At 72.2% G+C, this 20,716-nt stretch carries 8 protein-coding genes; 4 read left to right on the top strand and 4 right to left on the bottom strand.

Translation table 11 applies throughout. The annotated features are described in order from the left end of the window. Positions 1–164 precede the first annotated feature (164 nt). The gene (locus tag OG485_RS33515; protein WP_328672320.1) at positions 165–764 is read left to right on the top strand and encodes a nucleotidyltransferase family protein; all 600 of its coding nucleotides are present in this window, start codon (positions 165–167) and stop codon (positions 762–764) included. Positions 765–860: 96 nt separating this feature from the next. Here OG485_RS33515 and OG485_RS33510 read toward each other — a convergent pair whose 3' ends face one another. Beyond that, positions 861–1,049, bottom strand: coding sequence for a hypothetical protein (locus OG485_RS33510; protein WP_328672319.1), 189 nt, complete (start codon positions 1,047–1,049; stop codon positions 861–863). Here OG485_RS33510 and aceB point away from each other — a divergent pair. Further along, positions 1,048–2,682: a malate synthase A gene (gene aceB, locus OG485_RS33505; protein ID WP_328672318.1), complete on the top strand. Its 1,635-nt coding sequence runs from the start codon at positions 1,048–1,050 to the stop codon at positions 2,680–2,682. The two genes, OG485_RS33510 and aceB, sit on opposite strands and share 2 nt — an antisense overlap. A 6-nt stretch (positions 2,683–2,688) precedes the next feature. Here the strand turns inward: aceB and OG485_RS33500 are convergent, their stop codons facing one another. Both OG485_RS33500 and OG485_RS33495 read right to left on the bottom strand, forming a co-directional pair. Continuing rightward, a complete protein-coding gene (locus OG485_RS33500) occupies positions 2,689–2,991 on the bottom strand; it encodes a SelT/SelW/SelH family protein (protein ID WP_326784733.1) in 303 nt (100 codons plus the stop codon). Further along, positions 2,988–3,902: a HipA family kinase gene (locus OG485_RS33495; RefSeq protein ID WP_328672317.1), complete on the bottom strand. Its 915-nt coding sequence runs from the start codon at positions 3,900–3,902 to the stop codon at positions 2,988–2,990. The genes OG485_RS33500 and OG485_RS33495 overlap by 4 nt, the downstream gene beginning before the upstream one ends. Positions 3,903–4,349: 447 nt before the next feature. Between OG485_RS33495 and OG485_RS33490 the strand changes: the two genes are divergently transcribed. Further along, positions 4,350–6,020, top strand: a complete 1,671-nt coding sequence (locus tag OG485_RS33490; protein WP_328672316.1) for a coagulation factor 5/8 type domain-containing protein — start codon at positions 4,350–4,352, stop codon at positions 6,018–6,020. A gap of 111 nt (positions 6,021–6,131) precedes the next feature. Here the strand turns inward: OG485_RS33490 and OG485_RS33485 are convergent, their stop codons facing one another. After that, on the bottom strand, positions 6,132–6,974 hold the full coding sequence (locus tag OG485_RS33485; RefSeq protein WP_328672315.1) for a type VII secretion system-associated protein: 843 nt from the start codon (positions 6,972–6,974) through the stop codon (positions 6,132–6,134). 576 nt (positions 6,975–7,550) lie between these two features. Between OG485_RS33485 and OG485_RS33480 the strand changes: the two genes are divergently transcribed. Beyond that, on the top strand, positions 7,551–20,360 hold the full coding sequence (locus tag OG485_RS33480; RefSeq protein WP_443048803.1) for a lonely Cys domain-containing protein: 12,810 nt from the start codon (positions 7,551–7,553) through the stop codon (positions 20,358–20,360). Positions 20,361–20,716: the final 356 nt, after the last annotated feature.

Raw genomic sequence — 20,716 nt, 5'->3', positions numbered from 1 at the left:
GCTCCAGTTCCCCGTGGCGGTGGTCGGGCGCCGGGGGACGCGGGCCAGTAAACGCCACCCGGTACGCCGGGCGCCACAGCGCGGACCGAAATTCAGCCGGGGGACACCCCGGTGACGGGCCGGGTTCCGGGGCACGCTCCGGCCCGGTCGGGTATGCAGGGGACATGACGGAGAACAAGGGCGAGGTGGTGGGGCTGGTGCTGGCGGCCGGAGGCGGCCGGCGTCTCGGGGGCCGCCCCAAGGCACTGCTGCCCCACCGGGGGCGGCCCCTCGTCGAACACGCGGTGGGGGAGCTGCGCGCCGGCGGCTGCGCCCGCGTCCATGTCGTCCTCGGCGCGCGGGCCGATGCCGTACGGGATCAGGCCTCGCTGCCCGGGTGCGTCCTCGTGGACAACCCTCGCTGGGAGGAGGGCATGGGTTCCTCGCTGCGGGCCGGGCTCGGCTCGCTGACGGACTCGGGGGCACGGGCCGCGCTGGTGTCGCTGGTCGACCAGCCGGGGATCGGCCGGGAGGCGGTGGCCCGGGTGCTGGCCGCGTACACCGGCCCGCTGACGCTCGCCGCGGCGGCGTACGGCGGTGAACGCGGCCATCCGGTGCTCTTCGGGGCCGGTCACTGGGCCGGGATCGCGGCGGCCGCCACCGGCGACCGGGGGGCGCGCGCCTATCTGAAGGCCCACGAGGAGGCGGTCACCCTCGTGGAGTGCGGGGATGTGGCGCGGGCGTACGACATCGATACGGAGGCCGACCTGGTCCACCTTGAGTGAACGGGGTGGCACCGAGCGCCACCTTCGGTCGACCTGGAGAGTCTCGACATCAACAAACCATTGAACTTCCACCATGAGGAAATTAGTATCCACTGCTCAGAAGCGCCTCGCCGTACCGAGGGCGCCCGGTTTCGTCCGCACGCGCCACGGCACCGGGTGCCAGGCGCGGTGACGCCGTCCATGGTTCGCTCGTTCGACCGGCATGCGGCTCGCCCGCAGGCCCCGTACGCGGATCGTCGTGAACAGCTCGCCCGCACGCAGCTCGCTGAAGGAGTGACAGCTCATGTCCGCACCAGCGCCGTCCCCGCTGGCCATCGTCGACGCCGAGCCCCTGCCCCGGCAGGAGGAGGTCCTCACCGAAGCGGCCCTCGCCTTCGTGGCCGAGCTGCACCGGCTGTTCACGCCCCGGCGTGACGAGCTCCTCGCCCGCCGCGCGGAGCGGCGTGCCGAGATCGCCCGCACGTCCACGCTCGACTTCCTCCCGGAGACCGCCGCGATCCGCGCGGACGACTCCTGGAGGGTGGCCCCCGCTCCGGCCGCGCTGAACGACCGCCGGGTCGAGATCACCGGCCCCACCGACCGCAAGATGACCATCAACGCCCTCAACTCGGGCGCCCGGGTCTGGCTCGCGGACTTCGAGGACGCCTCCGCGCCCACCTGGGAGAACGTGGTCACCGGTCAGCTGAACCTGACCGACGCGTACGCCCGCCGCATCGACTTCACCGACCCGGCGTCCGGAAAGTCGTACGCCCTCAAGCCGGACGCCGAGCTCGCGACCGTGGTGATGCGGCCGCGCGGCTGGCATCTGAACGAGCGTCACCTCGTCGCCGCCGACGGTACGCCCGTGCCCGGCGCGCTGGTCGACTTCGGTCTGTACTTCTTCCACAACGCCCAGCGGCTGCTCGATCTCGGCAAGGGCCCGTACTTCTATCTGCCCAAGACCGAGTCCCACCTCGAAGCCCGCCTGTGGAACGACGTGTTCGTCTTCGCGCAGGACTACGTCGGCGTCCCGCAGGGTACGGTCCGCGCGACCGTCCTGATCGAGACGATCACGGCCGCCTACGAGATGGACGAGATCCTCTACGAACTCCGCGACCACGCCTCCGGGTTGAACGCGGGCCGCTGGGACTACCTGTTCTCCATCGTCAAGAACTTCCGTGACGGCGGGACCAAGTTCGTCCTGCCGGACCGCAACGCGGTGACGATGACGGCCCCGTTCATGCGCGCGTACACCGAACTCCTCGTCCGCACCTGCCACAAGCGCGGCGCGCACGCGATCGGCGGCATGGCCGCGTTCATCCCCTCGCGCCGCGACGAGGAGGTCAACAAGGTCGCCTTCGAGAAGGTCAAGGCCGACAAGGACCGTGAGGCGGGCGACGGCTTCGACGGCTCGTGGGTGGCCCACCCCGACCTCGTCCCGATCGCGATGGCCTCCTTCGACGCCGTGCTCGGCGACCGGCCGAACCAGAAGGACCGGCTGCGCGAGGACGTGTCGGTCGCGGCCGGTGACCTCATCGCCGTCGACTCGCTCGACGCGCGGCCGACGTACGACGGTCTGGTCAACGCCGTTCAGGTCGGCATCCGTTACATCGAGGCCTGGCTGCGCGGCCTGGGCGCGGTCGCCATCTTCAATCTCATGGAGGATGCCGCCACCGCGGAGATCTCGCGCTCGCAGATCTGGCAGTGGATCAACGCGGGTGTCGTCTTCGAACACGACGGCAGGACCGTGGCGGCCACCCCGGAGCTGGCCCGTGAGATCGCCGCGCGGGAACTCGCGGACATCCGCGCCGGGATCGGCGAGGAGGCCTTCGCGGCCGGCCGCTGGCAGCAGGCGCACGACCTGCTCCTGAAGGTCGCGCTGGACGAGGACTACGCGGACTTCCTCACCCTGCCCGCCTACGAGCAGCTCACCGGCTGACCCGGCTCAGTCCGCCGCACCCGCTCCGTCGGCCGTACGGTCCGAGTGGCCCAGGGATCTTTCCGGGGCCACTCGGTCGCGCACCAGGCGCTTGACCGCGGTGGGCTCGGGAAAGCCCTGCTCGCGGCGGTCCCAGATCACCTCGTCGTTGACCCGGACGACGAAGACACCGCCGGTGCCGGGCTTCAGGGACAGTTCGTCGAGCTCCGCCTCGAAGGTGGTGAGCAGTTCCTGGGCCAGCCAGGCCGCGCGGGGCAGCCAGCGGCACTGGGTGCAGTACTCGATCTGGACCCGCTGGACGTCCGTCATCCCAGATGCACCGACCAATCCTGTTCCGCAGACGGTTTGCCGTGCAGGTCCGGGACGCGTTTGAGCCAGTCCGGGCGGCCCCGCTGGGTCCGCTCCGCGCGGTCGGCGTCCTCGGCCGCGAGCTGTTCACGGCTCGGGAAGTCCGTGGGGAGCCAGGCCGCCGAGGCGCGGACACGGGCGAGGAGGTAGCCGACGTACGCCTCGCGGACCGCGTCCGGGCTCGCGAAGCCCGGCTCGTCCATGAGCCAGGCGTCGGGCACCCGCGCCAGGATCGTGCGCAGCAGTTCCTCGGTGACCAGGGGGGCGAGTTCGGCGTCGGCCGCCCGGGTGTCGGGGCCGTGGCCGCCGAGAGCGTGGCTCCTGAAGTCGTACGACTTCTCCGGTGCCGAGGCGTCCCAGCGGTGGTGGAAGACGAGGGCGGCGCCGTGGTCGATCAGCCAGAGGCGGGGCGGCGCGATGCCGAAGGTGGGCCAGATCATCAGGTTCGAACTGTGCACCGTGCGGTCCACGTTGACCGTGAGGGCGTCCAGCCAGATCACCTTGCCCGCCTCCAGCGGGTCGACCGGGAACGTCCGCGCGACCTCCGGGGTGAAGTCCTTCGCGCCCGGCAGGTAGTCCATGCCGAGGTTGAGCCCGGCACTGGCCCGGAGCAGGTCCTGGACCTCCTGATGGGGTTCGTGCGCGCCGGAGACCGGGTCGAAGTGGACGAGGACCAGTTCGGGGAAGCGCAGCCCGAGAGCCCGGGCCAGCTCACCGACGATGATCTCGGCGACCAGCGCCTTGTGGCCCTGGGCGGCCCCCGTGAACTTCACGACGTAGGTCCCCAGGTCGTCGGCCTCGACGAGTCCCGGCAGTGAACCGCCCTCACGCAGGGGCGTGACATAGCGGGTCACAGCGACCTCTTTCAACACTTTTCCAGGCCACCAATCTCTTCGACCTTGCAATACATGACCGGCTCCGTGAAGGCTCAGCAGCGGGAATCACCCGTCAACGGGCCTGGGGACCATCTGGGGAGTTTCGGCCGGCCTGCCGATCTCCCCAACGCCCCGAGCAGTCCGTTCGACGGCGGTGCGCCCCCTGCTGCCGGTCCGGCATGAAGTGAGCATAGAACCGAGGCCGATCGCGGGCGAGGAGTGCCCGAGCCACCGCGCCGAGGTCACCACGGACTCTCCCGTCTCCAGCATGGCAGCTCACCTCCCCCGCCAGGAGGTCGTCGACGGCCTTCTTGATCTCGGACGCGGTCGAGGCCTTGATCCGCACGGCATCGAAGATCACTGACGCGGTTTCGAACCGTGCGCCCCGCACCAGCGTAGTAGCGATGCCCCTTGTAATCGTCAGAAAGGCGGGGATGTTCGATCATGGAACGAAGGAAGAGGGGCGGCAGACGCCTGTCCGTGGGAACGACCCTGGGAGTCGCGCTCGCGACGGCGGCGGCGGTGGCTGCCACCGTTGTCTCGGCCGCGACGTCGAACACGACGGCTTCCGGGACCGAGGTAGCGCCCGCGAAGATCAGCAGCGTGGTGCCCGTGTCCTCGGCGCACAAGGTCTCCACGGTCTACAGCCTCGAAGTCAACGGGAAGTCCATTCCCGTCAACGGCTACGCCGGGTACGACTACGCGCAGTTCTCCATGACGTCCGGCCCGGCCACCGTTGTCGTGACCAAGCTAAACGGCACGCAGGTCGGCAAGGCGCTCATCAGCCCCGTCAAGCAGGGCTACAAGGCGAAGCTGAAGGCCGGCACCGCCACGTTCACGATGCGTGGCAGCGAGTACCTGATCATCAAACTCGATGGGCAGCGACGGCTGGTGCTGTCCGCAGATCCCGCCGAGACCGACCGCCCCGCTTCCTCCGGCACCGGCGTCTTCAATGTGACGCAGTCGCCCTACAGCGCCGACCCCAGCGGCCGTGCCGTCAGCACGGCCGGCGTCCAGAAGGCGATCGACGCGGCCTCCGCCTACGGGTCGGTGGCGGGCCATTCACGCGGCATCGTCTACATCCCCCGTGGCCTGTACCCCGTGGGCAACCTGGAGATCAAGAGCAACACGGCCGTGTACCTCGAGGCCGGGGCGGTTCTCAGGGTCGTCGCGGACAAGTCCCTCTACCGCGTCGACGCGTACAAGGACTCGCAGAAGCGGGACCTGACCTGGTGGATCCGTACCTCTTTCGGGTCCAGGAACATCAAGATGTACGGGCGCGGCACTCTCGACGGCAACGGTATGGCCGCCACCAAGGCGGGCTTCGGCATGAACGTCCTTGTGCCTGTCGCCACCAGCGACTTCACGCTGGACGGCCTCACCATCCGTGAGGGCGCTTCCTGGTCGGTCATCCCCACCCGCTCCGACAACGCGTCCTTCACCAACATGAAGGTCTTCAACCGCTTCGACATGGGTGAGAACGACGCCTTCGACGCCATCGAGTCTCAGCATGTCAGCGTACGTCGGGGCATCGGCATCAGCCTGGACGACTCCTACAGCACCAAGACCTGGCCGAAGCAGGTCGGCATCACCAAGAACTGGCCGGGCGAGCCCGAGAAGATCAGCGACGTGACCTTCGACGGTTTGCTGGCCTGGACGTACTGCTTCGGATACAAGGTCGGCCAGGGCATGGTCGGGGACCATGACCGGGTCACCTTCAAGAACAGCGTCGTGTACGACGCAGCGGTCGGCATCGGCATTCACCACAAGGCGGGCGCCGGTACCGCGCGCAACATCACCTTCTCGAACATCGACATCGAGCAACTGACCTTCAAACTTGAGCGGCGCCAGACCTGGATCGTCTTCCTCGTCGAGGACGCGTACAAGAACGGAGCGGGCCCGGTCACCGGCGTCCGCATCAGTCACGTCAACGTCCGGGCGAAGGGCTCGACACCGGGCGTGCTTGCCGGCTTCAGCGATTCGTCGTCCATCAGCGGCGCAGTATTCGACTCGATCCGGATGCCGGGAACCACCGCCTATGCCAAGACCCTCAAGGACATGAACATCACGGACGTCAGATTCGCGGCCGAACCGGGCATCATGGCAACGCCGTGAACCTTCGAAGGCGGCCCGGTGTGGCGTTGAGAGTGTGCGCTGGGGGCAGGTCCGTCTCCGCACACCCTTCACCGGCAGGCCGGGACGCCCGGGATTCGTGGTGGCCACCGGTTACGGCACGGGCGGCACGGCCGCCGGCTCCGGCGCTCGCAGGGCGTCCAGCGCCTCGCGCACCGCGGCCGGTTCCACCGTCATGCTGACCGGGCCGGAAGGATTGACATACAGCAGGTGGCCGTCCGGGACCTTGTCCAGCAGGTCCTCGTCCACCCGCTGCAACTCGTAGCCGAAACGCCCGCAGGTGTGCAGGTAGACGGGCGAGGTGAAGACCGGGATCACCGGGGTGCCGTCCGGGGTGGTGACGGCGAGCGGTCCGCCGCCGGGACCGGTCAGCACCGCGACCTCGTGGTCGAGCAGGGCCCTGGGCACCGCGTCACCCGGCCCGTAGCCGGTGGCGGCCAGCTGCACCGCCCGGTCGACATCGTCCTCCGGCTCGGGCCAGTCCAGAGCTTGCGGGGACGGCCGGTATTCGGGGTTGTCCTGCCACTCGGCGATCTCACCGTCCTCACCGGACCGCCACCGGCCGACGATCGCCCACTCGGGCGGCTCGCCCTCGCCCAACCATGCGGGATCCACCATGCCGAGCCAGTGGTCCGGCGTCAGGCGGCCGGCCTCCCGGATCTCGTCGGGAACCGGGATGTCCCCGAGATCCGGCCCCTGCGCGGCGCCCGGCGCGCCATCACCCTCCCCGCCCGTGCTCCCGGCCCAGGCAGTGCCGTCCCGCGGGCCGGCGTCCGCGGTGACATCCGCACCGGTGTCCGCCGCGGAAGGCCCCAGGACGCCCTCCTCCGCCCCGGCCGGCCCGCCGGCCCCCGGGGCCGCGCCCGCCGGCAAGACACTCTCGGCCTCGGAGGCGGCCTCGGAGGCCGTGGGCCCGCCGGTGGTGTTCTCGCGCATCGTCGTCCTCAACTCGGTGGATGGTGCACAAAGGATCAGGCTCGGCCGGACGGCGCCGGTACCGGCCGTCACGGGCCGCCCGGCGGCGGGGAAGGGGCCGCGGCTCGGGAAAGACACGAACGCAACGGGCTCCAACGCCTGGTCCCGCTTCCTGCGGGAGCGGGACGGGCAGACCACGGCATCCCCGCGCCCACTTCGTGACGAACCGCCCCGCACGGTTTCCTACGTGCACCGGCGTCATCCGGTTCACCCTCACCCGCGGGCACGGTCGAACCCCATGCGGAGTCGGCCGCGGACGAGCGACACCTGAACGTGCGAACTCACCAGTCCCGAGAGCCAACCTTCAGTCTCCCGACCAGCGTGATCGCCTTGGCACCGGGTTCACCGGGCGAGCCGGGCAGTTGCCGGACACAAGCGGGTGCGGGATGGCGGCCGTGGGTGAACCGGATTCCCGCCGGACGCGTTCATGTAACGAACCCCGCCTATTGGTCGCGGCCCCTTTCCCCTGGTTATTAGCGAAGCACCTTCCTTCCCAGCCCCGTCCGCCCGCTCCCATTTCACTCAAGGATTTCGAGAATGTCTGATTCGCTCGATGCGGTGGATGCTTTTTTTCTGGCTTTGACGGGTGAGCGGTGGCCGAAGGTGAGTGAGGTGGGCGCGTTGGCGTCGCGTGAGGCGGTGCTGGATCTGGCGCGGGGTCTGAGGGAGTTGTCGGGTGAGGTACAGGCCGGGATCGTGCGGGTGAGGACGGGGTTGCCGGCGGATGTGGGGGCGGCCTATGTGTCCGCGTTGCGGGAGCTGGTGGATGACCGGGGGGAGAACCGACTGCGGGATCTCGCGGAGAAACTGGAGGGGATCGCCGGGCGGCGTGTGGATATCTCGATGCAGGTGCGTGAGTCGAAGATCTCTATGTGGCTGGAGGTCAGTCTGCTGCTGGCGCAGATGCAGACGTATCTGGCGTTGTCATTTTTCACGGGTGGGGCGTCGCTGACGGCGATGGCGGCGGTGCGGGCGCGGGCGGTGTTGCGGATTCTGCTGGCGTTGCAGGCGTTGTCCCATTCGGTGGTGCCGTTGGTGGGGGCGCCGTTGGAGGCGTTGGAGGAGGCGTTGCAGTCGATCGCGGCGCGGCTGCTGAATATGGCGTCGGCGCCGGCGGTGGCGCGTCCGTCGGGGGTGGACTGGTCGAAGGTGGGGCAGGACGCGTTGTTCGGGGCGTTCGCGGGGGTGTTCGGTGAGGCGCTGGGGGGTGCCACGCAGGGCGTCGTGAACAAGCTGGAGAAGAAGGTTTTCAAGGACCGGCCGGCTTTCACGGTGCCGTTGCAGTCGGTGCACGCGGGTGTGGTGGAGGGGGGTGCGGAGTCTCTGGGTGAGATGTTCACGGTGGGGGTGCTGCAGGGGCGGTGGGCGTTCAGTGCGCAGACGGCCGGCCAGGCGGGCCTGTCGGGAGTGGTGTCCACACTCGTGCTGGTGGGCGCGGTGGGGGCGGGCAAGGCACTGCACAAGTGGGGGTTCGCTCCGGACGGTGGTGTCTACACTCCCGCCGGCACCGGCGCCGGTGGGGGTGTCGGCGCCGGTACCGGTGCCGGTGCCGGTGGGGTGAACGAGTTGCGGGTGCTGGACTGGCTGCGGGGTGTCGGTGCGGGTCTGGACCCCACGGTGCCGGCCATGTCCCTGCCTCCCGCCACGGCTTTTGTCCCGCCCTCCACCGTGACCTCCACGACGACTCCCGCAGCACCGTCCATGACGGCGACGATCCCGTCGTCGGTGCCCGCCGTACCGCTTTCGGTGCCCGTGCCGGGTCTCGTGCCCCTGCCGGAGCCGGCGACGGACGTGTCGCCGACGCCGCGACCGGACGCCAACGACACCGGCGTACTGCCTGCCGCACGACCGGACGTGACGTCCGGTCAGGCACCCTTTGGCCGGGTGGTGGCGGACACCGGCGCCGCGGCCGGCCGGATGGCCGACACCGTCGGTGACGTACCCACGGCTGACGTGGTACTCACGGAGGACGCCGAGTCGGTCGTCTCGTCGGTGTGGGACGACCGCGACGACAGTGACACGGCGTCGGCCTTCTCCATGAACACCGACTACTCGGACTACTCGTACGCCGAGGAGGACGTGCCCGGTGCCCTCGCCGGGCAGGACGGCAGCACCGCGGACCGGGTGGCCGCAAGCCTCCTCGGGCCGGACGGGGTAGGAACGGACCTCGCCGCCAAGGACTTCACCGACGCGATCGCGGCTCCCGGCCAGGCGGCTCCGGCCGACGTCATGAACCCGTCGGCGCTCACCGACCCGACGGTCGGCACGGCCGCCCCGACGACGGTGCCGTCACCGGCCCAGGCACCGCCGTCGGTGGGTGAGCCGGCGTTCGTGCGGCTGACCGGTGAGGAACCGTCCGGTGGACTGATGTCCTCGCCGCTGCCGGGCGAGGACGGCACCGGACGGGGAGGCGGCCGGGCCTGGCTCACCGGACAGGACATGGAACTCCGTCAGGAGCACTACCGGCACCTGCCCGCCGTACGCCACCGGGTGATCTGGGACCCGGTGGCAGGCAGGGAAGGACCACTCGAGCCACTGGACGGACCGGTCCCGCACTACACCGCCGCCCTGCACATCGGACCGCAGGGCGCACAACTGCCGCTGCCCGACGGCCGCACCGGCCTGACCGACGGACGTGGTCTGGGGCGGATACTCAAACGCCGCCCGAGCATGTCCCGCCTCGCTCCCGGCACCCGGATACGGCTGCTGGCCTGCACCGCCGGCGCCGAGCCCGGCACGGACCCGCTGCGGCACGTCCCCATCGCGCAGGACGTGGCCACCGAAACCGGCATGACCGTCGATGCCGACACCGGCGACATCGCCGTCGCCGGACCCTCCATGGGCAGGCCCGCCCGCATCGGCATCACCGACAGCCTGACCGACTCCCAGCACCACTCGGTCACCTTCCACCCCGAACCGGAACCCGCACAGCTCGAAGCGGACGCCTGGCAGGCCGGTCTGACCCCCGGCACCGGCCAACCCGCCGAACGCGCCCTGCGCTGGCTACGCGCCCTGCGCCGCGAAACCGGCGGCGACCTCGGCTGGAACCCCGACCGCCGGCAGGAGTACGAAACCCTGCTGCGCGCAGCGATGACCCGGGAGAACACCCGCCTGGCCACAGCGGCCCCCACCAGCACCACGGCCGGGCTCCTGACACAGGCGGAACTGACCCGGATGCTGGAGGACCATCGCACCACCCACCCCGGCGCCACCCTCGTCCACGCCCTCACCGGGCCCGCCCCGCGGAACACAGCAACCGTGTCGGCCACCGCGCGGCCCACCTCCGACGAGAACGTCGGCTCCCCTCCCGTGCCCGCCGGAGCCCTTCCCGCCCCGCCCGGCCCCGCCCCGGCCGCGGCGGTCGTCGGGTCCGCCGGTGACCGCGCGGCGGGCGATGTCGTGGTACCGGAAACCCCAACAGGGCCGACGGGGACGACGTTCGCCGATCCGTCGCAGTTCAACACGGGACGTGCGGGACGTGCGGGATATACGGACTTCTCCGATTCGGGTTCGGTGATCTCGCACACGGATACGGGCGAGGCTTCCGATCCCGTGGAGGCTGTCGTCGCCCAACTCATCGACGACGGCCTGGTGGCCGAGGGGGACCGGCCGGAGACGCTGTCCGCGGTACGGGTACTGCGCAGCCTGCTGCCGGACGGCCCGTTCGGCAGGGAGCGGATGGACCACGCTAGCCGGCAGGTCCTGTCCCTGGAGGACGACTCCGATCTGGAGGACGCGGAGTACAAGACCGTTCTGGATGTGGTCCAGGCGGCGGTGAACGCAGACCGCGCCGACAGTCTGCCCGGCATCGCGGCGTACTTCCTCACCCGGGCCGGAGCCCTGTCGGAGCACACCCTGGTACGCGACACCCACGCCCGGATCACCGGGCGAAGCTGGAGCGGGCGGCTGACCGGCGGCACCCGGCTGGACCCGGCCACGGTCTCACGCGGGGTACGCGACGACACCAACGGCGAATGGCGGCAGACACCCGGCAGCCTGGGCCGCGCACCCTGGGCGGACCGGCCGGTGGCGCTGCTGGAGGCCGACGGCGACGAGACCGGCCTCACGGTGGAACTGGCCGGCCGTCACCGCCGGGTGAACGGCGCCGTACTGGCCGAACTCCTCCGCCACGACACCGCTGTCTTTCCCGCAGGCACCGCACTGCTCCTCACCGTCACCGGCGCCGACGGACCGGGTACGAACCTGCCGGGCGCCCTCGCCCAGAAGCTGGACCGGTGGGTGTGGTCACCCACCGCAGGCCTGGACACGGCGGGACACGACAGCTCCGGCGGCCCGGTCCACCTGGCCTTCGCAGGCGACGAGTCCCGCGAGACACTGCCGCGACGCTGGCTGCACACCCCACCGGACCCGCGACGGCAGCTCGAGGAGGATCCCTGGGCGGGCCAGTGGCTGACCGACCCGGCCACATCCGGCCGGGAATGGGTGCCGGACAGCGCCCTGCGCACCTACACCATCGTGCCCGGCGCGGACCACGAACCGCACGGCCATGAATCCGCCGGAAACGCCTCGTTCGACCCGCTGGACTGGGCGGGCCGGGAGCCGGAGATGCGTCAGCTCACCGCCTTCCCGGACTTTCACTTCGTCGATCCCGCCACGTCCGTGCCGGTCGCGAGCCGGCGTGCCCCGTGGGCCGACGCGCTCAAGGACGGCATCCCGCTGTACACCTTGGCCCTGCACGGTGACCCCCACGGCCGCCTCGGCTGGAACCTGCGCGACGGGCGGACGATGCACGGCGACGCGTGGCAGGCCGGTGCCCGGCTGCGATGGTGTCAGAGCCTGGCCGACATGGATGCGCGCGCACCGCAAGGCCGGAAGGCCCAGGTTCTGTTTGCCGCCTGCCACGCCGGTGGTCCACCAGCCGGGACGTTGGATCCCCTGGAGACACCCGGGCCGGGACAGGACTTCGCCAACGGTTCCGGACGCCGGACCTACGCCAGTCCCACGCCGCCGGGAACGAGTGTCGAATCCCCCGCCGACGAGGAAGCGCCGAGTGTGGGCTTCGCTTTCGCCGACGCCGGATTCGACGGGTCCTTGCGGGGCTGGCAGGTATACGACCCCGAACCCGCGGGCGCCGAGCTGGACACCCTCTCGCGAGCGCTGGGTGCGGAGCCGGCGTCCGCTGCCGCAGCGCGCCCCGTGCCGTCGGCATTGCGGCTGGTGCGGGCGTTGCGGCACGAGTTCGGCCCACTCGCGGAACAGGACGCGGAGCTGGTGGCCGGGATCGGCGCGCTGGATCGGTTGCGGCGCGAGGATCCGGTGCTGAGCGGTACGGGCGCCTTCACTCTGGAGTTTCTCGACGAGGCCGCGCGCGCGTATGCCCGACAGCCCGGCCAGACGGCCGACACCGATCCGGTGGCCTTGCGGCGGGCCCTGCTGCACGACGCCGACCGCTGGTGGAAAAAGTCGCAGCAGACAACGGGTCGCCGCCCCTGGCTGACGTCGTATCTGCGGATGCCGGGGGCGCGGGAAACCTCACAGCAGTGGGCCCACGGCAGTGACACGCTCGCCCGGGACATCCTGCCCCCCTCCCCGTCTCCGGACGGGACGGCGGCGCCGCTGAGCGAGGCGGACCGGGGGCGGGCGTTCTGGTCCCTGACCCGCGCCAGGACAGCCGTCGACGAGGCCGCCCAGACCCACGGACTGGACCTTCTCACCCGGCGGGTGCTCCATTCCGGCCCGGACGCGGAAACCGCCCCGGACATACTCCACACCCTGCGGCTGCGGGTGGCGCAGGCATACGCCGGCGGCTACCCGGACACCGACGGTCCGGCCGCGTGGGAGGCCCGGGACCTGGAACACCGCGGCGTGCTCGACGCCGCCCCGGATGTCATTGCCGGGGGGCAGGTCCTGGGACGCTCGCTGGCGGGCACCGTCACAGCGGACCTGGAGATCTCCGGATTCCGTATCGGCGCTCCGGGCACCCCGAACCAGCCCGAGGCCGCGCCGTGGCAGGAGGACGAGGTCACCATCGTGGAGGTGGCCGGCGTCGAGGCCGACACCGTGACCGTCCGCCATCCCGGCGGCGAACTGAAGGCCACCCACGGGGCCCTCGCCCACCTGCTCGCCGCCGACCTGCGACGCGAGGGCGACACCACCACACGTATCGTGCTGGTGGGTCCGGTGAGTGACCGGCCCGGCGCGGAGCGGCTTGCGCAGGCGGTCGCGGACGTCACCGGCCGCAAGACGGACATCGAACCGTCCGGATCGGCACTGCTGCCCGGCCCGGACGGCCGACATGTCATCACCGTCGCCCCCGGAACCACCCCAACCCCCGGAACGGACCCGGCCGCAGTCACGCCCGCTGTCACGGCGGACTGGCTGTTCAAGCTGCCGCACCGCCCGCACTTCGAGTCCCTGCGCACCATCCGCCGCCTCTACCCGCCACGAACCGTCGGCACCGCCCCCGAGACCCGCACCGGATACACCCCCGGCTTCGACATACGCCGCCTGCCCCTGAAGGGGACCGGCGTCGACAAGGCGACCGGCGTCCACGAGGCGACCGTCCTGGTGGAATTCATGCCCGCCGACACCGACCTCCCCGAGGCGGAACAGAATGCCCTGTGGAACAAGGCCGTCGACGGGGTCGAGGAGCTGTTCAACCACTCCCCCCGCCGCTTCCCCGACGGCACCCGGCTGCACGTCACCCTCGAACGCGTCGGACCCGGCCAGGGCGCCCACCTGAAGGTCGAACCGGCCGCCCCACAGGACGGCCGGCCGACCAGCCACCGGACCTGGCACACCGACGCCGCCCCCGACGAACTGGCGGCACGGATCAGCGGGCAACTCGGCCTCGGCGACACCTGGACGCCCGGCCCGGACGGACTCACCCGCGCCGACCTCGACCGCCTCTGGGCGATCGTCAAGGGAACATCCATCGCCGCGGGAACACCCGTCGCCCGCACCGACGACGGCCGGCCCGAAGCCACGGCCGGCACCGCCCAGAACCCGCCCCGATCCCCCGCACTCGTCACAGCGGACACCGGCCACGGACCGGACGCGGCCGCCCCCGACCCGGCCCGCGCCGCGGCCGACGCGGAGGGGACCTCGCCGTTCGCCGACCTGACGCAGTTCAACTCCGGCCGGGCGCCGGCGGCCGGCACGGACCCGGACACCATGGGGGAGCCTGGCAGCGCATCCCCCACCGTCGGCGTCGACGCCCGGCCGGTCGCCGACGACGGCACCGTGGCCGGGACCGTCGGCGAACCCGGCGGCGATCCGGTGGACGACCCCGCCCGGACCACCACGACCGCAGGTCCCGGGCGCGACGTCTGGGCAGCCGAGCGGCACCGTACGGTGAGCGCCCGCCAGGCGGCCGCGGTGCTCGCATCACCGGCACCGGGCTTCTACGTCTCCGAGCCCGGCCGGGGCGGGGAAGACGACGGTCCGGAGCTCGCGGCCTGGCCGCCGGGGAACGCCCGGTTGCTCACGGTCTCCGGCCCGGGGCCGGTCCCGGTGTCCGGTTTCGCCGGGATTCCGGGCGCACCGCCGCCCCCAGAGCCGTCGCCGCCTTCGGTCACCGCGGCCCCCGAGCCGCCACCGGCGCCCGAGGCCCCCTGGTACCTGAACGAGGGCGCGCTGGGCATCGCCTTCGTGGAGCGGGCCGATGCGCCGTCCGAGGTCGAGGCGACCCTCTGGGCCCAGGAGATCACCGGCGCGCTGCGCCCCTCGGACGGCGCCGATGAGGCCCTGCTCGGCGGGCTCCGGCCCGCCCTGCGCGACCTGCTCCTGAACGGTGATCCCAAGGAGTGGAACGAACTGCTCGCCAAGGGCCGGACGCTGGTGGTGGACGGCCGACTGGTGTGGCTGCGTCCCCAACCCGCCCGGCCACGCCCCAGGCCCGCCCTGGAGAAGGCGGAGGTGCGCGAGTACGAGGTGGGCTTCGCCGCCACCTCCACCGGGGGCGAGACGTCCCGCGAGGTCGCGCACGGGCTGGAGGCGACGCTGCTCGGTGCGATCGGGGTCGCCTCCGGCTCCGCCGCCGCCATCCTGCCCGGCCTGCCGGCCGTGAGCGCGGGCGTCTCGGACAAACGGGTCACGAAGTGGGGCCGCAGCGTCATCTCCAGCCGTAAACCGTTCATCGCCACCACCACCGGCTTCGACGCCGATCTCCAGGTCAGGATCTTCATCGACGGCGAGGAGCTCTCGCACGACGTCGTGACCCCCCGGACGCTGGTCCTCGGCCTGCCCGCCGACTACAGCGCGCCCGGCGCGCCGCGCCCGGACGCCGCCGCGTTCCTGCCCAGTGGCCCCGCCACCGGGCCGGATCCCGGCGGCCCCGTCCCGCGTCCCCCACGGGCGCATGTCGTCCTCAACGCCCTGGACACCACGGCGGCGGTCGCCGGGCTGATGCGCGCCCTGCGGGCCGCCCGCCTGCGTGCCGGGACCGTTCAGCAGATCATGACGCAGGTCCAGACCACCCTCAACGAGACATCGGCACTCAACCGGGGGCGCTGGCTGCTGACCTCCGGCGATCTCACCAACACCACGCGCGCCGGGGAGGTCACGGAGAGGTCCTTCCGCGGGCACTTCCGGATCCGGGCGGAGATCGAGGCCGTGCAGTACCTCGGCACGACCGACGGCGTCGGAGTCCGCGACGACCTGGGCGGCGGTTGGTCGGAACAGCGCAAGAAGGAGGGCCACAGCAGCGGCGGCCTGGGCTTCTTCCTCAGCGTCCTGGGTCTGGCCGACGGGGGCGGCCACCCGGCGTCCGGTGACGGCGCATCCGGCCACTCGGAAGGCGGACACACCCGGCAGGGCATCTTCCCGGCATTCGGTCTGCGCGGCATGTCGGAACGTTCCGACGGCCACGCCCTGACCGTAGGGACCTCCTCGCACACCGTACTGACCGCCAGGACCGAACAGGCCCGGTACCGCACCAGGCTGCGGCTGACGGTGAACACCGAGTCGCCCACGCACACCATCGCCCCGGTCGTCGTCACCGTCTCCGGCGAACTCGGGATGCCGCAGCCGCAGGCGGCCGGGTTCGAGCACCACCTGCCGGGCGCGGTGACCCCACCGGGCCCGGCGCATCCGGATCAGGATCAGCCCTCGCCCCCGCAGTCGCCGCCCGGACCGGTGGACGCCCGCCCGTGGGTGCGCGCTCTGCTGCGCGCCTCCGGCACGGACCCGGTACGCGTGACCACCCGCCCGGCGGCGCGGCTGGACGACCGGTTGCCGCCGCACCCCCGCGAACCACTCGCCCTGGCCCTGCGGCGGGGGCAGGGTCTCGGCATGCTCGTCGGCCTGCCGGGCTCCGAACTGGTGCTGGAACAGCTCCGCTGGGCGATCGGCAAGGACCTCGGCCCCCGGACCCGGCGCGCCGACTGGGCCACGACGGACCGGGACCTCGCCCAGTTCTTCGGCACCCCGGCGCTGGAGGGCGATCTGCCGGGCCTGCTCCGCGGCTTCACCCGGGAGATCACCGTGGGCGGCCGCCGCTACCGTGCCGGTGTCCGCGGCTACCTGCGGGAGCGGCACGACGACCCGGCCGGCCTGTCGGCGCCGTACCGGAGGACCATCAACGCGCGGCTGATCAGCGAACGCACGGCCGCCGGGCACCGCAAACACAAGTGGTCCCTGGAACTCGGCGGCGGCGGCGCGGCCCGGCTCGGCTTCCGCCACTGGCTGCGGCTCCAGCTCGGCGCCTTCCGGGTGACGGCGAACGCCGGCCGGGCCGCCAATCACGAACTGTCCGGCACCGCCAAGGTCTACCGCCGCACCGAGACCGACGGCCCGGTGGACACGCACACCTACGACATCGTCTACGAACTGTCGCTGAGCCGGCCCGACAGCGACGGCCCGGGGACGGCGGACGTGTGGTGGATCGACCGCCCCGGTGAACTGGTCGCCCTGGTCGACGTACCGCACGTGCACGTGCCCGCCGTCCCGCTCACCCCGGAGCAACTCGCCGTCGCGGGGTCGCACTCCAGCGACACCGCCACCCCGCCGCGGGCCGACCTGCGGCGAGTGGACTTCGAGCGCGGCGGCACCTCGGGGATCTACCCGGCCTTCCTCGACATCCCCGAACTGCCCCGGCTGGCGGCGAGCCTGCACGCCCTGCTGGGCGGGATGCCGTCGCAGCAGGCCGAGGAGTGGGCCGCCGACTGGCGGAACTGGCCGGACGCGCTGCGCGACGGCACGACGGCCACCAGACTCGCCACCGAGATCGCCGACCTGGCCGACGCGAAGGGCGGCCAGGTGATCGACCTGCCGGAACGCGACGGGTTCAAGCAGGCAATTCGGCTGCGGCTGACCGCCGTACAGCCCCACGACCTCGGGCCGGTCGCCGGCGAGGCGGAGATCGAGCACTACCTCCAGGCCGGCGGCTTCCACCAGACCGACAACGACACCCACTGGGGCGTCGGGCTGTCCGGGATGGCCGGTCCGCAAGTGCGGGTCAGCGCCCAACCGGCCGCTGACGCGTCCGGCGAGGGTTCCAACACCGCCGAACCGCACGGGGGCGGGCACGAGAGCCTGACCGGCCGTCTGGCGGTCTTCTCCCTCTTCGGCTACCGACGCGGCTGGTCCGAGCAGCGTAAGCGAAAACTCGGCAATGTCATGATCACCCGGGCCACCTACGGGGGAACCCCGCACACCGTGCGCGCCACCCCGGTCTTCGAGGTCACCGCCATGCGCTGGCGGGGGCGCAAGCGAGAGCAGGAGACCCGTTACCTGAGGGTCACCGACGCCCTCGACCTGCTGGTACCGGAACGCCGGATGACGGACCTGCTTCCGTCGGCGACCGGCGGCCCGGCGGACACCGGGCCCCGGCCCGGGGCGGAGCCCCCGTCGGCACCGGAGGCGGTGCCCGGGGCCCCGTCCGCCCTCGAGCCGTCGCCCCTCGAGCCGTCCGTCCCGGCCGTGCCCGTCCCCCGACCGCCCGAGCGGCGCACCGTTCCCTACCCGGCCATGCTCCCCGGTATCGCGCATCCCGAACTGCTGCGCGCGGACCAGGTGCTGGACAGGATCCACACCATGCTCCGCACCCGTGGCGTACTGCGGGACGACCCGATGGACGACCGGCCCAACCTGCTGACGCGCACGCTGCGCGACAGCTACGCCTCGCACCAGCTGGAGGCCCAGCATCCCCTGCTGATCACTTCGGGGGTACGGCGCTGGCTTCCGGTACCCAGTTTGTTCGGCTCCACCAGCTACCTGTGGATCAACGTCACCGGTGTCCATCTCCCCCAGACCGGGAACCGGCCGCGCCCCGATGTGACCCTGACCCTGCGCAGCGAGGGCGTGCTCAAGGAGGAGGAGGGGACCTCGTCCGACAGGGAGTGGAGCATCGGTTTCGACCTCCGGGGACAGGCCGGACACGGCCACCGGCACGCCGGTGGCGAAGTGGCCGTGGGGTACCGGAGGAAGTCCGGCCGGGGCGTGGCGGACGAGCACGACGTCAAGAACATCCAGCGCACCTCCACCAAGGGCACCGCCCACGAACTCACCCTGCCGATGCGGTTCCGGATCGAGATGGGCATGAGCAGTGAGCCTCCGGCGCTGGTCGAGGCGCCCGTCCGCTGGACCAAGCGGGCACTGCTGACGGCCGGCCGGATGTTCGGCGCCGACGGCGCCGACGGCGCCGAACGCCTGTGGTACGCGGCCCGCCCCTGGGTCTGGTACGCGGACAGCGGCGGTGACGGCAGTCAGAGCGTCGAGGGCGACGTACGGCTGCTGGTACCCGCCGAACTGACGGTGCCGCAGGACCGCGCCGCCGCGGCGCCGGATCCAGGCCATTCCTACGGCACCCCGCGCTCGTGGCAGCCCGGTAACAGCACCACCCCGGCCGCGGCCCCGGTGCGGACCGTCCCCCAGGCCCTGGTCGACGTCCTGCACCCCTGGGCGGTCCCCGCTGCCACGGCGGCCGCCCACTGGATCCCCCTGACTGCCCGCCACCGCTCCGGGGACACCGCTTCCGGCCTGGACGACCTGCGACCCCCGTCCGGGCCGACCCTCGGCACCCTGCACGAACTGCTGTACCGGCACTACACCAGCGAGGGCATGCTGCGGGGGAACATCGGCGACCTGCTGGCCGGCAGGTACGTGGTTCCGGTCGGGGACGCCACCGTCGTCGTCGGCCTCCACCCCACCGCCGCGCGCCCCCTGATCCCGGGCCGGGAGGGCACGGGGAAGTACAAGGCCCGGCGGTACGGCCAGGACGAGCACGCCCCCAAGGCGGACGAGGACCGCTCCTCCGGCTGGTATTTCGCCGCGGGCCCGGAGGGCGGCGACGCCCACGGCGACGTCCGGGTGACCGAGCGGGTGCCGTTCGAGCTGATCGGTGTGGAGAAGGGGGAGAAGCACGAGAGCAAACTCGGCGAGACCCACGAGAGCAACAAGGAGAGCGTGCGCCACTACCGCCACTACCGCGTCGACGCCCGGCTGGTGATCGCCGGACCCGGCGGCACGCTCAGCGTGGACGTCCCGCACGCGCTGTACGCCAAACTCCCGCTCGCTCCGGACGGGGAGACCCTCGCCGACGGCGTGGCGGACGCGGTGCCCTCGCTGTTCGCCACCGGCGGCGACGCAGGTCCGGCGGTCCTGGCGCCCGGTACGCGGGGCGGGAACACCGGGGAACCCGGGGAACCCGGGGAACCCGGACTGCCCGCGGGAGGGACCGGCGGACCGTACGGCGGAGACGGCGACGCGGCCGGACCGTACGGCGGGGGCCACGGCGAGGGGGCCGACCCGGCGGAGGCGCTGCTGGCGGCGGTGGCCCGCGGCGGACCGGGGCTGCTGACCGCCGAGGTGGGCCGGGAACTCGGCATGGACCCGGCCGCCCCCGTTCCCCCGGCCCCCGGGACGCTGCGGGCATGGGCCGGCGGAGTGATCACCGACGCGGACGTACCGGCCGGGGCGGAGCCGCTTGCGGACGGCAGCCCGGTGACCATCGCCGAACTCCGGGCAGCCGGTGTGCCGTTCGACCAGAGGGTGGAGATGCATGCGACCCTGAGCGGCGGGAACATAAAGATCGGCGATGTCCGGCTGACCACCGCGCAGCGGTACTGGCTGCAGGTGTACCGGCAGAGGCAGGACGGTCCGACCGGTGAGACGGTGGCGGCCCTGCTCGGCCGCAGGCTCGGCTGCCGGGTCGTGCTCGCCGGGCGCGAAGGACCCGGTCCGCGTGTGCTGGGGGCGCCGTCCGGCCTCACGGTGTTGCTGACCCAGGTCGGTGACTGCTGGCGGGCGTCGGTGGTACGGGACGTGGAGGCGGTCGTGCCCGGGCCGCTTCCCGCGCCTGCCGGGATTCCGTTCCCGGGCCGCGCCACGACCCCGGCCGCCGCTCCCGTCGTGCCCCCGGCCCCCGCTCCCGGCGCGACCTCGTAACCGGGTCCCGCCGTGATCCCGGCCCCCATCGGAACGGCGGCCCTCGCGCCGTGATCGCGCGCTCGCGGTGTTTCCCGGGCGTGCGCCCGCCCGGGAAACACCGCGAGCGCCGTGAACCGACCCGGTTCCCTCGTCGTAGACGGGATGGGGGTGGCACTCCGTGAGCGGCGTGGCGCCCCGTCCGATGGCCCGTGCGGGCCGGAGGCGGCGCCGGGCCGCCGTACTCCCCTTGTGTCCGAACCGTTCCCTCCGGCCGGTGCCCGTCCCTTGGCCTCCCGCCCGTTCTTGCCATGGTGCCCGGCGCACCACCGGGGAGCAGGCGACGCTCCGGGGGAAGGACGGCAGAGGCAGGGGAT

Source organism: Streptomyces sp. NBC_00328 (genome assembly GCF_036139655.1).
Classification (GTDB): domain Bacteria; phylum Actinomycetota; class Actinomycetes; order Streptomycetales; family Streptomycetaceae; genus Streptomyces.
Note: the sequence above shows the minus strand (reverse complement) of the source record. Positions and strands in the feature narration are given on the sequence as shown.